We start from the raw sequence: 13,486 nt of genomic DNA on the forward strand, positions 1-13,486 counted from the left end.
TTCCCGCCCGCGTCAGAGGCGACGGACCCTTGCTCCCATTTGCTGGCAAAAAAAGGGCCGCCTCCGAGTTGGAAGCGGCCCTACTTCATGATTGAAGCGTCGATTAGAAGCGGAATTTCAGGCTTGCGCGATAGCTCTGATATTCAACGTCGCTGCGCCAGGCGGTCGTGTCGGCCGACAGGCTGATGTCGACATTGCCGGTCGTAACCGTCAGGCCACCGCCAATTTCGGCCCAGTTCCTGTCCTGGCCGCCCAGCGCGAACGGCGCGAGCGGGCCAGTGCCGCCGATCAGGTTCGCCTGCAAAAAGGCTGGCTGATCTTGGAACTCATGGACATAATTCGCCGTAAGATAGGGGCGGAAGCCACCGCGATCGGCCTTGGCGGTTGCGCCCAGACGACCCTGGGTGCTTTTGATCGCTTGGCGATGGATGACCAGTGCCGCATCCCCGCCATATTCGGCCAAGTTGCCCGAACTGATATAGGCACCCCGAAGCGCCGCGCGCGGGACGATGCTGAAGCCGTCATTGCCCAGCGCCTTGCTGAGGCCGATTTCACCCGACAGCGCCAGTTCCTGATCGCTGCCATACAGGGTGTAGGGCGTGGTGCCGACCGAGAAGGAGCGGCGCGACCGGGTTGCCATGGTGCCCGCGCTGCCGACCGCGTCGAGCTTCAGCCCGCCAAGGTCGAACGCGCCATAGACGGTACCCTGATACAGGCGCGCCCGGCCCCAGTCACTGGCAGCCGTATTGCCCTTGAGTTCGCTGAACGAGCCCGAAAGACCGACGACGCCATTGTCGCCAAACGCTTTTTCGATGCCCAGCGCCACATACCAGCCATCGAACGTGTCGCGGCCCATCGGCATGGTCGACCGCATGGGCTGCGCCTTGCCGTCGATATAGCCGCCCGCCAGGAACGCGCTCATATCGTCGGGCAGAACGCCTTCACGCGTCACGCTTTCGTTTCCGCCCTGATCCATGCCGAGGTCGATATTGTTGAGGCTCGCGGCCGCCAATTGCATCGGCTGACCCGTCATGGTCAGCGTGCCGCCCATTGCGCCGCCGTCCAGCTTGGTCAGCCGGTCACGATAGAAACGCGCCATATTGTCGTTGAGCACTTCGCTCATCGACGTCTTGAGCGTCTCCGTGCGCGGCGCCATCGCCTCCAGGGTCGCCTGAATGCCCTCGACGCTCAGAAGGTCCGCTTCGCCGTAGAGGTTGGCATAATTGGCGTAGAGCGACCGGTTCTGGTCGAGCAACTGCGCGAAGCTGGTTTGCGTTACCGACGCGCCATTGACGACATCGGCATAGAGCCCGGCGTCAATGCGCATCGAAACGGCATTGTCGCTATAGCTCAGCACAGGCTTGAGGATCGCGGTCAGCTGCGCGGGCTGCTCGAAGCTGCCTTCGACCCCGCCTTCGGCCGTGACGAAGGTATAGCTGTCGCCATAGCGCGGGCGGGTGCCGCTGGTCGCGCCAACGACCACGCGGCCGCCGACCGATGCGACGCCATCATCGCCAGCGTCGCTGGCCTTGACTGCCAGCACGTCCGACGCGCCATTGGGACCGATGTCGATGTGCAGCGTGCTGCCCGAGGTCAGGATCGCATTGCCTTCGACCGACAACGTACCGACCGTGCCGACGCCGCCGGGCGCGATCGTGCCCATGACGCTGGTGAGGAAGGGGGCGCGAAGCGTGCCGCTACCCGACAGCAAACCAGACAGCAGGAAATAATCGCCCGTGCTGGTCAGCGACCCGTCGACATTCACGCGGCCTGCCAGATGGGCGACGTCCATCTCGCTGGTCAGCGATCCTTCGCTGGTGATGTCGAGCGCCGACTCCCCGCCGGAAATCGTGAAGCGATCGATCGTCACATCGGTGTCGAGCGTGGTGGTGCCCGCGGCGCTCAGCGTCACGTCATAATAGCGCCCGATGACGCCCTGGGATGCGACCGGATCGATATTATCGGGGACAAAACCGCTCGCGCCGGGCAGCCCGTTGGCCAGCGTAGCGTCGGGCAGGGCGGTCGCCGAAACATCGCCTTCCGCCTGCGGCTGCGCGGTTGAATTCAGCGAAGCATTGGCGGCGGTGGGGCTGCGCTCGGCGATCTCCACCTTGCCCTTGTTGTTCGACACCGTCTTGCCGCCGGCGTTGGCGACCGCCTGCGTTTCACCCGTCGCCGGTTCGCCATTGACGATCAGCGTGTCGGTGCCGACGTCATAGCAGACATTGTCCGACCCATCGGTGGGCTGGTAGCAGAGCTGACCGAATTTCTGTGCGTCGTCCTGGCCGAACGCACCCGCTCCCGGCGATGTCGGAACACCATTCACCAGCGAGCCGTTGCTGTCGATGATACGATAATTGGGGTCGAGCGCGGTCACCCAGTGATCGGCATCGCTCCACTTGCCGTCACCCGCCTTGGTCGTGGCATAGCGATAGGGGTTGTTCTGCGCGATCCAGTCCCAGAACAGGTAGAGCGGCTGATAGAAGGAGGTGCCGCCATAAGAGCTTTCGGGCTGCTCGAAGAAATAGCGGCTGCCACCAGAAAGGACGCCCAGGATCGTTTTTTCGCTAAATGCTTGGTCGAGGATCAGCGGACCACCCGAATCGCCGCCCGCGGTATTGCCTTCGTTGGGCAGGGCGTCATCCTTGAACGCGTTGAAGTCGAACGGGTTCTCCCGATCCGGATCGTCAAAATCGGTCTGGTAGAGATTTTGCGTGTAGCCGCCGGGCGCGCCGAACAGGAAGCTGTCGATGTCATCGAGCGAGCCCAGCATGCCGAGGAAATTTTCGGCCGTCTTGCGTCGGAAATCGATGCCCACACTGTTGCCGGTGGTGCCGCTGCCGGTGCGGCCATAGCCGGTGACCGTCACATGATAGCCGGTGCCTGTGGTTTCGTTGATGGCCGCAGGCGCGGGCAGGGCGGAAAACAGCATCGTCCAGGTTGGCACATCGGCTGCGGGCGTATCGAGCGTCGCCATCGCAACGTCGCCATAGAGGAAGCTGAGCGCCGGCGGATCAAGCGAATCGGGGTGATAGGCGATGTTGTTGACGTTGTAGACGCTAAGCGCCGTATTGGTGCGATAGCCGTTCGAGATCCAGTCGATCAGGCCCGGGCGTGCGTCGCTCTGAAAAGCGAAGGCCACCGGCACGCCGCCATTGACCGTACTATAATCCGGCGTGCTGAGGTCGTTCACGCAGTGCGCCGCGAAGATCACGGTGCGCGGATTGATCAGCGTGCCCGTGCATACGAAGCCGTCGTCGCGATACATGATGCCGACGCCGTTCACGTCGGTGCCGTCGACAATGTCCTCCGGGCTTAAATTGTCGTTAGGCACGACCGCCTGTGCAGCTGGTGCGATGCTCAAAGCCGCGGCAGCGACGGAGGCAAGGAGGCTGGAACGACCGGCGCGCGCCAGCATTTCCGCCCCATTCTTACGAATGCGCATGATAAACTCCCCATAGACCGAGGTCGAGGCTAACCAACGGAATTGGCGAAGACAATTGGCTGCGAAAAGAAAGTTCACGCCTGTCGTAAAATAGTCACTATCCTCTCGATCGACTTGCAATCCCGCCGGCTGCTTTGATCGCGCCTTTGCTTTTTCTGGCATTAAGGACGGTCAGTCTTGGTGAAGTGCGGTTTTCGTTGATCGTTGCAGGTCCGTTCCCTTGCCATGGTCGCGCCTTGCGTATCGCGCACTATCTGCTTAAGCATGAAGGCAAGTTCCGGCCCCATGCGGGGTTGGCGATGCAGAAGAAGCGAGTACGGCATGGTGCAGCAGAGCCGCCCATCGCCGCAGAGTTCCGGCCCGTCCGGCGGTTATGTGGGCAAACATGCCCGCTCCGGATCGGGCAATGGGAGCAAGGCTGCGGCCATTCCTCCCCCGGCAAAGCAGCGGGGCTTTTCGTCCGCGGGGGCGCGTGACCGGCGATCCTATGCCGCCATTGATCTGGGCACCAATAATTGCCGGCTGTTGATTGCAAAGCCTTCGGCCGACGGGTTCATCGTCGTCGATGCCTTTTCCCGAATCGTCCGGCTGGGCGAGGGGCTGGCGTCGTCGGGACGGATCAGCGACGCAGCGATCGACCGCGCGATCGCGGCCTTGTCAGTCTGCGCCGACAAGCTGCGCCGCCGCCATGTGACGCTCGCCCGGTCGGTAGCCACCGAAGCCTGTCGGCGCGCTTCCAACGGATCGGAATTCATCCAGCGAGTCTATCGCGAAACCGGCATCGCGCTCGACATCATCAGCGCACAGGAAGAAGCGCGACTGGCGGTGCTGGGCTGTCACGCGCTGCTGGAGCCGGGCGATGGGCCAGCGCTGATCTTCGACATTGGCGGAGGCTCCACCGAACTGGTATTGGTCGATGCGCATGGTGACGGCGCGCCGCACATCGTCGATTGGGTCAGCGCGCCCTGGGGTGTTGTTTCGCTGACCGAAAGCGAGGCGTTCGATCATGACGATCCTGCCGAACGGCTGGCCGCTTATGGCCGCATGCGCGCCCGCGTGTCTGAAGCCTTCCTGCCGTTGGCGCGCCGTTTGCCGCGCAACGCGCAGGGCATCCGCCTGCTTGGCACATCGGGAACGGTGACGACGCTCGCCAGCCTGCATCTTAATCTGCCGCGTTACGACCGACAGGTGATCGACGGGCTGATCGTGCCGTGCGATGCGATGCGTGCGATTTCGGATCGGCTGTCCGGCATGGCCCTGGCGGAGCGGCAGCAGCTTCCTTGCATCGGCACCGAGCGCGCCGACCTGGTTGTCGCGGGATGCGCGATATTGGAGTCCATCCTCGACATCTGGCCGGCGGAGCGCTTGGGTGTAGCCGATCGCGGCATCCGCGAAGGCATTTTGCGCGGCCTGATGGATCGCGACGGGAGGGCGATGTGAGAGGCGCGGGCGCAGGCAAGGTTCGCGTTAAGACCGCGAAGGGCCGCACGGCACAGTCGGTGCGCTGGCTCGAACGGCATTTGAACGACCCCTATGTCAAGAAGGCGAAGGCCGAAGGCTGGCGCAGCCGCGCCGCCTTCAAACTCATCGAACTGGACGAGAAATTTCATTTCGTGAAGGGGTCGCGCGCGGTCGTTGACCTGGGCGTGGCGCCGGGCGGCTGGGCGCAGGTGGTGCGCAAGATGGCGCCCAAGGCAGCGGTGGTGGGCATCGACCTGTTGCCGACGGACCCTATTCCCGGCGTGACGCTGTTCGAAATGGACTTCATGGATGACAAGGCGCCCGACCTGCTGCGCGAGGCGCTGGGGCAGGAGCCGGATCTTGTGATCTCGGACATGGCCGCGAACACCGTCGGCCATGCCCAGACCGATCATCTGCGCACCATGGGCCTGGTCGAGGCTGCGGCGCAATTTGCGGTCGAAAATCTGCGCAAGGGCGGCACCTTCGTCGCCAAGGTGTTCGCCGGCGGCACGGATGCGCAATTGCTGGCGGTGCTGAAAAAGCATTTCACCACGATCAAACATGCCAAGCCCCCGGCCAGCCGCAAGGGCAGCGTGGAATGGTATGTCGTGGCGCAGGGGTTCAAGGGGCGGACGGACGAAGCGGCCTGAACGGCCATCTAGGGGGATCATTGGTCGCAACGGTTTCGACGGTCGCCTATCTGGGGCTGGAGGCGCGCGCTGTGGAAGTGCAGTGCCAACTGGTTCCGGGCCTGCCCAATTTCATCCTCGTCGGGCTGCCTGACAAGGCCGTCGCTGAAAGTCGCGAGCGGGTGCGCAACGCCATCGCCGCGATCGGCCTGTCGCTGCCGCCAAAGCGGATCACCGTGAACCTGTCGCCCGCCGACCTGCCCAAGGAAGGGTCGCATTTCGACCTGCCGATCGCGCTCGCCCTGCTGGGAGCGATGGGCGTGATCGACGCCGAAACCCTTTCGGGCTATGTCGTTGTTGGCGAACTGGGCCTGGACGGGCGCACCGCGCCGTCGCCGGGCGTGTTGCTCGCCGCGCTCCATGCGGGAAGCCAGGAAATGGGGCTGGTCTGCCCCGCCGCGCAGGGGGCGGAGGCGGCTTGGGCTGGACAGGTGGAAGTGGTTGCCGCACCGGATCTGCTTAGCCTTCTCAACCATTTCAAGGGCACGGCCGCGCTGTCGCCGCCGCAGCCCGGCATCGTGGAATCACCGCCGCGCACCGCCGACCTCAAGCAGGTGAAGGGCCAGGAAGTCGCCAAGCGCGCGCTGGAGATCGCGGCGGCCGGAGGCCATAATCTACTGATGGTCGGGCCGCCGGGCGCGGGCAAATCCCTGATGGCAAGCTGCCTGCCGGGCATCCTGCCCGACATGACCCCGTCCGAGGCGCTCGGCATTATGTAGCAAACGCACCAAGGTGGTTACCTGTGTCATCACGTGTGATGACATGCGCCTTCATTCAGGAGGCGTAGCTTGATCTGGCCAATCAAATTCTGGCTCTTTGGTATATTGAGCTTCCATCAATTGCCGATGCATGGCGTGGCGTTTCCGACGATCCTCGTCGAGCACATAGAACAGGCCTTTGTGGAGACCGGCACCATCGGTCCAGTAGTCAGCCCGCTCAGAGAATCTGCGGATGGAACGTCCGTAGTACCAATATCTCACGCGAATAATCAGTTCCAGCTGCCCTTGGTCCATCAAATCCCTATCTTCCCTACTGATCCAGACGCGGGAGAACACGCGGCGGTCTTGGCCCGGAGCGCAGTGAGGAATGGGGATTTTGTCAGCCGTGAGGACGTCTGGCCTGATTTCTTCGTGGTAGGTCGAGATATAGCAATGCGCTCTAGCGACAATGGAACGCGCTGGCATCCTGCCATAGTTTCTCAGCCAGAAGGTAACGACTATTTGGTCGTCAATTTCGTCCGCAGTCACTTTATCGATAAAGAGATACGGACGGATATCAGCGGCGTTAGCCTCCGCGACAAACTTCAACCCTCGCTCGGCGTAGTCAGCGCCACGCCTAGTCTCATTGGCGGCATATCGAGCGTAGATCGCCGCACCAATAGCCGCGACCATCGTAACGAATCCAAACGCCAGACCCAAAGCCCCAATAACTGTTTGCTGGTAGGTGAGGATGGAAGATGCTTCGGCGGCCTGCGCCGCACGTCTCTGCTGTATAAGATCATCAGTCTTCAGGCGGTGTTCTTCTTCGGCTTCTTTACAGCTTACAGCGCGTTCCTCGCGTTTCCGCCGGGGAAGCGCGTCAATCGCCTGTGGTTGGCAGTCGTACCCGCCAGCGCGATAATCGGCTGCTTGGCCTTGGTAGCCAGCGTTACCAGCAAGATTTGGTTGTTCGGGATATAGGAGCAGAGCAAGCAGCCCGGCTGTAAAAACTATTCCACAAATCGCAGCGATGTCGCGCCTATTGCTTCCAAACATTGGACCAGAAACACCGCCGTAAATTTTCCCCGGCTCAGCTTGTTCCTGATATTCGGCTCAGAGTCCATGACGCCTATGTCGGCCAGCTTTCCAACCAGATCTGCATAGGACAGGCCCCGGCGCTTTAGCTCTGCCTTGAGCATCGCCTTTACCTGATCTTCCCAATCCTTTGCCGTCTTAGGCATATCCGTATCTCCAATGATGCTAGACGCATCATATTCGATACGTTTGTCATTGACAACAGTGCGTGAACGTCATTATATACGATGCATAAGCAACGGATACGATGACATGCAACACTTTCTCCTCTCTGCCCAGGCCCGCACGATCAGTCTCAAGGCTGTTTTCACCATAGGCGAGGACAAGGCGTATCGGACCTTCTGCGAAATGCGCTGGCCGGAAACAGACGGCGAAGCGGTCTGTCCGCGTTGCGGCTGCGTCGAAACGTACAACATCACGTCGCGCCGCAAATTCAAGTGCGTTGGCTGTCATCACCAATTTTCGGTTACGTCCGGCACCATATTTGCTTCGCGCAAAATGTCGTTCACCGACCTGCTGGCTGCGATCGTCATCTTTGTGAACGGGGCCAAGGGCGTTTCCTCGCTCCAGCTCAGCCGCGATCTTGATTGCCAGTATAAGACGGCTTTCGTTCTCACGCACAAGCTGCGCGAAGCAATGGCGAAGGAACTGGCCGGTCGCCAGCTTGACGGCACGGTCGAAATCGACGGCGCGTATTTCGGAGGCTACAGCAAACCGGAAAACCGCAAGGAGGATCGCAAGGATCGTCGCCTCAAGGCGAACCTTACCGGCAAGCGCCAGTGCGTCGTCATCATGCGCGAGCGCAACGGCAAGTCGCTGCCCTTCGTCGTTCGCAATGAAGGCGATGCCGTCCCCTATGTCCGCGATCATGTCGGCACTGTCGCCACGATCATGGCTGATGAAGGTTCGGGCTGGGACGCTCTGCACGCGGGCTGGGATACGCGCCGCGTCAATCACTCGATTGCGTTTCTCGACAACGGCGCGTGCACCAATCAGGCGGAAAGCTATTTCAGCCGTCTGCGCCGCATGGAAGTCGGCACGCACCACCATATCGCTGGCCCGTACCTCTATGCCTATGCCGGTGAAGCGTCGTGGCGTGAGGATAATCGCCGGGTCACTAACGGTGGACAGGCCGCCATGGTGACGGCGGCGGCGCTGGCTTCGCGGGTTAGCCGTCAGTGGAAAGGGTATTGGCAGCGGGCGGCTTGACCGAAAAAATCCGATGAGCTGCACATCAAGGATATTGATTTAGTAACACATCACGACTAGCTCGTGCTTATCAACCTGGCGGGCATGACCCGTCAGACAGGCCGAGGCTTCACTGCCTCGGCCTTTTGCGTTATCGCTTGTGCGATGAAACGAGTCATTGTCTACGTTGATGGTTTTAATCTCTATCACGCGATAGCGGATTTGAAACGCCCACATCTCAAATGGGTTTGCCTGAGAGCGCTGGCAGAATCTTTGCTTCGCCACGGCGAAGTCCTCAAGACGGTGAAATATTTTTCAGCCTACGCGACATGGATGCCCGATCGTTATCAACGGCATAGAGAATACACTGACGCCCTTATTTCGCGTGGCGTTGTCCTCCACATGGGGCAATTTAAAGAAAAGCCTCGCAAGTGCATGTCGTGTGGTGCCCGTTGGATGGGACATGAAGAAAAAGAAACAGACGTACAGATCGCTGTTCACATGGTGGCGGACGCCCTAAAAGGCGAAGTTGACCGTCTCATTGTCATCAGCGCTGATACTGACCTCGGACCGGCAATCAAGATGATCTTAGCAAACACGTCAGAACGAGAAGTGTTTGTGGCGACCCCACCGGGGCGTTTTGGATATTGCAGGTCGCTTGGCCCCAAATTGGAGTTGACCGCTGGGCGTCTCGCAAAATGCTTACTCCCGGGATCCGTGCAAATAGGACCGGGCAAGACCGTGAAGAGACCGGCGTCATACGCGCCACCGGCCTAGCGGCTCAAGCCTCTGGTCGAAGTCTAGAGGCGCAGCGCCTGATCAAAAAATATGCAAATAGGCGTTATGCGCGGTTGCAATTTATATGTTTCAGGAGTCTAAGGGTGACGGCCCGCCGCAAGGTGGTCAGCTACCTACGCCGCGTCAACGAGTAGGGTAAGACCGGCAGTGGGGGCAAACGTGCTCCCACTTGCCAAGCCGAAACCGCCAGTAGTCCGTAACGGACACAGCTCTCGGCCAACTGCATGCAATCCGCATATCAGTTCTCCTGCAAGGAGCGGGGATGAGCCCCGCGCTCCGGGCTCGCCCCATGCGCCCCGCCGTCTATTAGGGCAGCTAAGGGGCTTCAGCAGAAGAAAGACGGCGGACCGTCGCGGGTCAATATGCTGGGAAAAAGCTTCCTGTCGAGTCCTGAATCTTGCCAAACCGTAAAAACATACCGCGAACGCAAAATTATTGTGGCCGAAACAACACGTATAAAGTCTCCGTTATATAACGATTTCGTTAATTCGCGCTGTTTTGTCGCAACATTAACGCACCACCTCCCACTCCATCCAAAGCCCAACCCGCGTATCAGGGTTGCGCACAAGCCCCTGCTCGCGCCGATCGCGCAGACAGGTAGAGACGCGCCGGGTCATCAGGTTCAATAGCTTGGGGGTGGCCGCAAGCCCGCGATCAACGATCATCCTGGATGCGATTTCGCGGGCCGTGAGAGGCTTGGGGGAGGTGCGGAGGATGGACAGCACCTGGCGGCTCATTTCACCCCTGCGCGACCAATCTTCGGGCGGCTTGACGAACTTGGGCGCTATCGCCTCTATCTCCATATCCGGCGCTACCAGCTTGATAGCCGCGTCCAGCGTTTCCAGATCGCGCGCCATTTGAGAAAGCGCCTCTTGAGCGCGCTTCATATCACCAGCGAGCGCCGCGCGGCGCTTCACCAGCCCTGTTACCATGTAGTCTGCCATATGATGACATTACGCAACGCGGGCGATTACATCTATCCTGACGTTGGTGCGTTTGCTACATAATGCCGGAGGCGCTGGAAAGCTCCATGGTCGCAAGCGTCGCCGGAACGCTGGAAGGTGGACGCATCAGCCGGGCGCGGCCGTTCCGCAATCCACATCACAGCGCATCCATGGCCGCGCTGGTCGGTGGCGGGCTGAAAGCACGGCCGGGCGAGGTCAGCATGGCGCATCTGGGCGTATTATTCCTCGACGAACTGCCGGAATTTCAGCGCACCGTGCTCGATTCGCTGCGCCAGCCGCTGGAAACGGGTGAGGTCATGGTGGCGCGGGCCAATGCGCATGTGACTTTCCCGGCCAGAGTCAAGGCTGCGACGCACGTAAACTGAAACGCGGGGGCTAAAATCGCAGAAATGCGTGGTTTTACTTGTTCGAGAGCACCCCTGAGATGAACGCTTGGAGCGTCACGGTCCCTCGTTCAGGCTGCTCAGGTTTGTCGAAGTCGTCATCCAAACTCTTACCTGTCATCCCAGCGTAGGAACCCGCGGCTTCGTCCGAAAAGCCCAAGCCCTTGTAAATTGAGACCCACTGCTCGCGCGGAGCCACCTGAACGCCAACGTCGCGGCTCAAGACAACGGCAAAAGCAGCGGCGACGTCTTCGGGCGTGTAACGAGTTGGGCCCTCGACGTATCGGACGCCAACGTCGTCGGGTGATGAGAGCAGACGGTCGGCGGCGGCTTTGCCTAGGTCGACGGGAGCGACCATTGGTATCTCGACATCGGCTGGAAACATGCTCGGCAAATTACCCGACGCTTTCACGGCATCAACCATGCCGAGCCAGTTGGTCATGTAGTATGCGCCACGATTGATCGCCGCCGGGATCGGTTGAGAACGCAGACCTTCTTCAAGCTGCCAGAGAGTTGCCAGATCGCCAAAGCCCTCTCCAGGTTGCGCGCCATAGGTCGAGGCTGCCACGACCTTTTCGAGTGCAAGACCGTCAAGAGCGCTCAGGATGCTGGATATGGTGCGCCGTTCGGTCGCACTGGTATCGCCGGTGGGATCGGCTGGAGGGTTGAGCAGGAACGCTCGCTTGCCCCGCTGAAATGCTGCTCGCAGGGACGCGCCGTCTTCCGCATCCGCCTCTGCGATCGACGCGCCTTTGTCGCTCCAGTGCTCAGCCTCATTGGGTTTGCGCGTGAGGATCAATACCTCCTCGCCATGCGAGAGAAGGGTGTCAGCTACCGCCCTGCCAACGTGACCTGTCGCGCCCATGATTACGAACATCGTCTCTCTCCGGCTTAAGACCGATCAACGCACGGGGTGCTACGAGGTGCCGAGCGGGCGTTCAGACGTTAACCACGTTCGTCAAGCCTGCAATGCACGTAAACTGAATTGTCGGGCACGAGAGCCGCAGAAAACTGCGGTCCTTGCTGGTTCAGCCGTGGATGCACGCCGCCGCGTAATATGCCGTAATGTAATTCCTAGCTGCATCGACAGCCCAAAGCGCCATCGCTCCTGACATACATCCTACCGGAAACGGCTTGTCGTTGGGCGACATGAAGGGACTTAGCGAAACACCGAGGCTGCTGACCTCCTCCGAGAGGGTCGCGTGCGTCTTCACTTCATCCGACCATTCAGCGCGACCATGTGCCAAGCCGCTGCGAAGTCGATAAAGCAGCCGAGCATGTTGGCAGATTTTGTCGCCACGACGCAGTTTTGCGAAGCCCATCAGTTTCGCAATTTCATCTGCTTTCTTGAGCGGTGGCAGCATCTCGATTCCGGCAAACGCCTGATCGTCCATACGCAACATCGTCGCTGCTTCATTGATGGCTGCTTCCAAGGCGAATGCGCTCATAACGATTGCGACCGATCCACGCATGAAGGCTTGCGGATACCATGCCTTTTGCTCGGTAGTCTCGTTCTCCCACAGAACGAGGCTGCTAGCCGCCGAGGCGGCAACGCCAAGGCACTGGATACGGAGGCTTAACAGTGAACGCGACGTGATCGTGACGTTGGGATCAGTCAGCGCGAGTTCCAGCCAATGCCTGCGTTCAGTCAAGTTCCAACCTATGCTGTGCCGTTAAAAAACATCATCAGTGATCGTTTTTTCGCCACCGCCAGCATCGTCGTCCCATGTCAATTTGACGGTCGCCCGCCTAGGTGACTGCATGTGAACGCTGGCTAGCAGGCTTATTGATTGATGCGTTTCAAGTGAAGGGTATGGGAATTTCTCCGCCATTCCACCAACACGAAATAGGTCCTCTCCATCTAATATCTCAAATCGGATATTCCGCGCGGTTCCTTTCCCGCGATTGAATATCTTGAATTGGTAACGCGATTTGCCCGTGTTCACGAAGTTGGCGAACAGGTCCGCCTTTTTTGACGATACACTCTCAGCCTGCTCCTTTTCGATCTGAAGGGCATTGAGCTTTCTGGCTAATTCGTCGCCCTTCCGTTGCCGCCACAGGGTGTAGCCGGAAAGACCGAGGGCCGCGACGGCCACCACGTCACTGATGGTCACTTCCATTTTTTGAAGATCTTCGCAAAGTCGGCTTTCACATCCTTTAGCACCTCGGCTTTAAGCGCCTCGACCTCCTCGTCGATGCGAGCGCCGTTTGCCTCACGCAATTCGGCCTTGGTCAGGATGAGGTCGCAACGCACACAGCGCACGTCCGGCTTTTCTTCCTCATGCTCAAAGCTCTCTCCACCACAGGTGGGGCACTGAAGACTCATCGAGCGATCGTAGCTGTCCTTCATGCGACCTCCCTTGTCGAAGGAACAATAGCGGAACAGAATAACGTATGGTAGTGTCGGATTTTAAGTCAAGTCCGCAACGCACGCAAACTGAACCTCCCGGCGGAGATGAAACGCCGAGGCGTCTTCGCTAGTTTGGTTTATAGCGGGAGGGTCATTTGCCGTCGGTCATAGATCGGCGGCTGTCGTTCCAATGCGACGATGATGGTCTGCGCTAGTTCGACGGCAGCTTGCTCTCGCAGGCGCTCATTCGGTGCTGTCAAAGCTACCCTCGCCCATCCGGGCGCATTGAGGAGGCTCTGAGCGAGCCAGAGAGAATCAGGCTGTATCATGAAGCCACGAGAACAAAAAGCGAACAGACATGCAATAGGCTTGCGGTGCCTGCTCGCATAGATGTAAGCGTCCGGCGAGTCCCGT

At 60.0% G+C, this 13,486-nt stretch carries 13 protein-coding genes and 2 pseudogenes; 6 read left to right on the forward strand and 9 right to left on the reverse strand.

Annotated elements, in window-relative coordinates; all coding sequences use genetic code 11:
- Positions 1–103 precede the first annotated feature (103 nt).
- Positions 104–3,445: an autotransporter domain-containing protein gene (locus tag B2V90_RS00215; protein WP_228221628.1), complete on the reverse strand. Its 3,342-nt coding sequence runs from the start codon at positions 3,443–3,445 to the stop codon at positions 104–106.
- Positions 3,446–3,766: 321 nt separating this feature from the next.
- Here B2V90_RS00215 and B2V90_RS00220 point away from each other — a divergent pair, with 321 nt between their 5' ends.
- The 3 genes and pseudogenes from B2V90_RS00220 to B2V90_RS00230 all read left to right on the forward strand — a co-directional run.
- Positions 3,767–4,885: a Ppx/GppA phosphatase family protein gene (locus tag B2V90_RS00220; protein ID WP_228221627.1), complete on the forward strand. Its 1,119-nt coding sequence runs from the start codon at positions 3,767–3,769 to the stop codon at positions 4,883–4,885.
- Positions 4,882–5,556 (forward strand): RlmE family RNA methyltransferase, encoded by a 675-nt coding sequence (locus tag B2V90_RS00225; RefSeq protein ID WP_228221626.1) that lies wholly within the window; start codon positions 4,882–4,884, stop codon positions 5,554–5,556. Before B2V90_RS00220 ends, B2V90_RS00225 begins: the two co-directional genes overlap by 4 nt.
- 20 nt (positions 5,557–5,576) lie before the next feature.
- A pseudogene (locus tag B2V90_RS00230) lies at positions 5,577–6,302 on the forward strand (magnesium chelatase domain-containing protein); the annotation flags it as partial.
- 63 nt (positions 6,303–6,365) lie between these two features.
- Here B2V90_RS00230 and B2V90_RS00235 read toward each other — a convergent pair.
- Both B2V90_RS00235 and B2V90_RS00240 read right to left on the reverse strand, forming a co-directional pair.
- Entirely contained in the window at positions 6,366–7,349 is a 984-nt protein-coding gene (locus tag B2V90_RS00235; RefSeq protein WP_228221625.1) for a hypothetical protein, read from the reverse strand.
- Entirely contained in the window at positions 7,304–7,534 is a 231-nt protein-coding gene (locus B2V90_RS00240) for a DUF6471 domain-containing protein (RefSeq protein ID WP_228221624.1), read from the reverse strand. The genes B2V90_RS00235 and B2V90_RS00240 overlap by 46 nt, the downstream gene beginning before the upstream one ends.
- A gap of 106 nt (positions 7,535–7,640) precedes the next feature.
- Here B2V90_RS00240 and B2V90_RS00245 point away from each other — a divergent pair, with 106 nt between their 5' ends.
- Both B2V90_RS00245 and B2V90_RS00250 read left to right on the forward strand, forming a co-directional pair.
- Positions 7,641–8,597 carry an IS1595 family transposase gene (locus B2V90_RS00245; RefSeq protein ID WP_228221623.1) on the forward strand — a complete coding sequence of 319 codons (957 nt, stop codon included), beginning with the start codon at positions 7,641–7,643 and terminating at the stop codon, positions 8,595–8,597.
- Between the two features lie 63 nt (positions 8,598–8,660).
- Positions 8,661–9,353: an NYN domain-containing protein gene (locus B2V90_RS00250; RefSeq protein ID WP_293919404.1), complete on the forward strand. Its 693-nt coding sequence runs from the start codon at positions 8,661–8,663 to the stop codon at positions 9,351–9,353.
- Between the two features lie 530 nt (positions 9,354–9,883).
- Here B2V90_RS00250 and B2V90_RS00255 read toward each other — a convergent pair.
- A complete protein-coding gene (locus B2V90_RS00255) occupies positions 9,884–10,318 on the reverse strand; it encodes a hypothetical protein (protein ID WP_228221621.1) in 435 nt (144 codons plus the stop codon).
- Positions 10,319–10,383: 65 nt separating this feature from the next.
- On the opposite strand from B2V90_RS00255, the pseudogene B2V90_RS00260 reads away from it, so the two are divergent.
- Positions 10,384–10,701, forward strand: a pseudogene (locus tag B2V90_RS00260) (ATP-binding protein); the annotation flags it as partial.
- Between the two features lie 37 nt (positions 10,702–10,738).
- On the opposite strand, the gene B2V90_RS00265 reads toward B2V90_RS00260, so the two are convergent.
- From B2V90_RS00265 to B2V90_RS00285, 5 genes are all read right to left on the reverse strand, one after another.
- Positions 10,739–11,599, reverse strand: coding sequence for an NmrA family NAD(P)-binding protein (locus B2V90_RS00265; RefSeq protein ID WP_293919406.1), 861 nt, complete (start codon positions 11,597–11,599; stop codon positions 10,739–10,741).
- Positions 11,600–11,750: 151 nt separating this feature from the next.
- Positions 11,751–12,374, reverse strand: a complete 624-nt coding sequence (locus B2V90_RS00270; RefSeq protein ID WP_293919408.1) for a hypothetical protein — start codon at positions 12,372–12,374, stop codon at positions 11,751–11,753.
- 21 nt (positions 12,375–12,395) lie between these two features.
- Positions 12,396–12,842, reverse strand: coding sequence for a hypothetical protein (locus tag B2V90_RS00275; protein WP_293919410.1), 447 nt, complete (start codon positions 12,840–12,842; stop codon positions 12,396–12,398).
- Positions 12,833–13,072 carry an ECs_2282 family putative zinc-binding protein gene (locus tag B2V90_RS00280; protein ID WP_293919412.1) on the reverse strand — a complete coding sequence of 80 codons (240 nt, stop codon included), beginning with the start codon at positions 13,070–13,072 and terminating at the stop codon, positions 12,833–12,835. The genes B2V90_RS00275 and B2V90_RS00280 overlap by 10 nt, the downstream gene beginning before the upstream one ends.
- 137 nt (positions 13,073–13,209) lie before the next feature.
- Positions 13,210–13,486, reverse strand: a 277-nt coding sequence (locus B2V90_RS00285) for a DUF6771 family protein (RefSeq protein ID WP_349681199.1), incomplete at its 5' end; no start/stop codon positions are given.

It is taken from the genome of Sphingobium sp. UBA5915 (assembly GCF_002431195.1).
Taxonomy (GTDB): domain Bacteria; phylum Pseudomonadota; class Alphaproteobacteria; order Sphingomonadales; family Sphingomonadaceae; genus Sphingobium; species Sphingobium soli.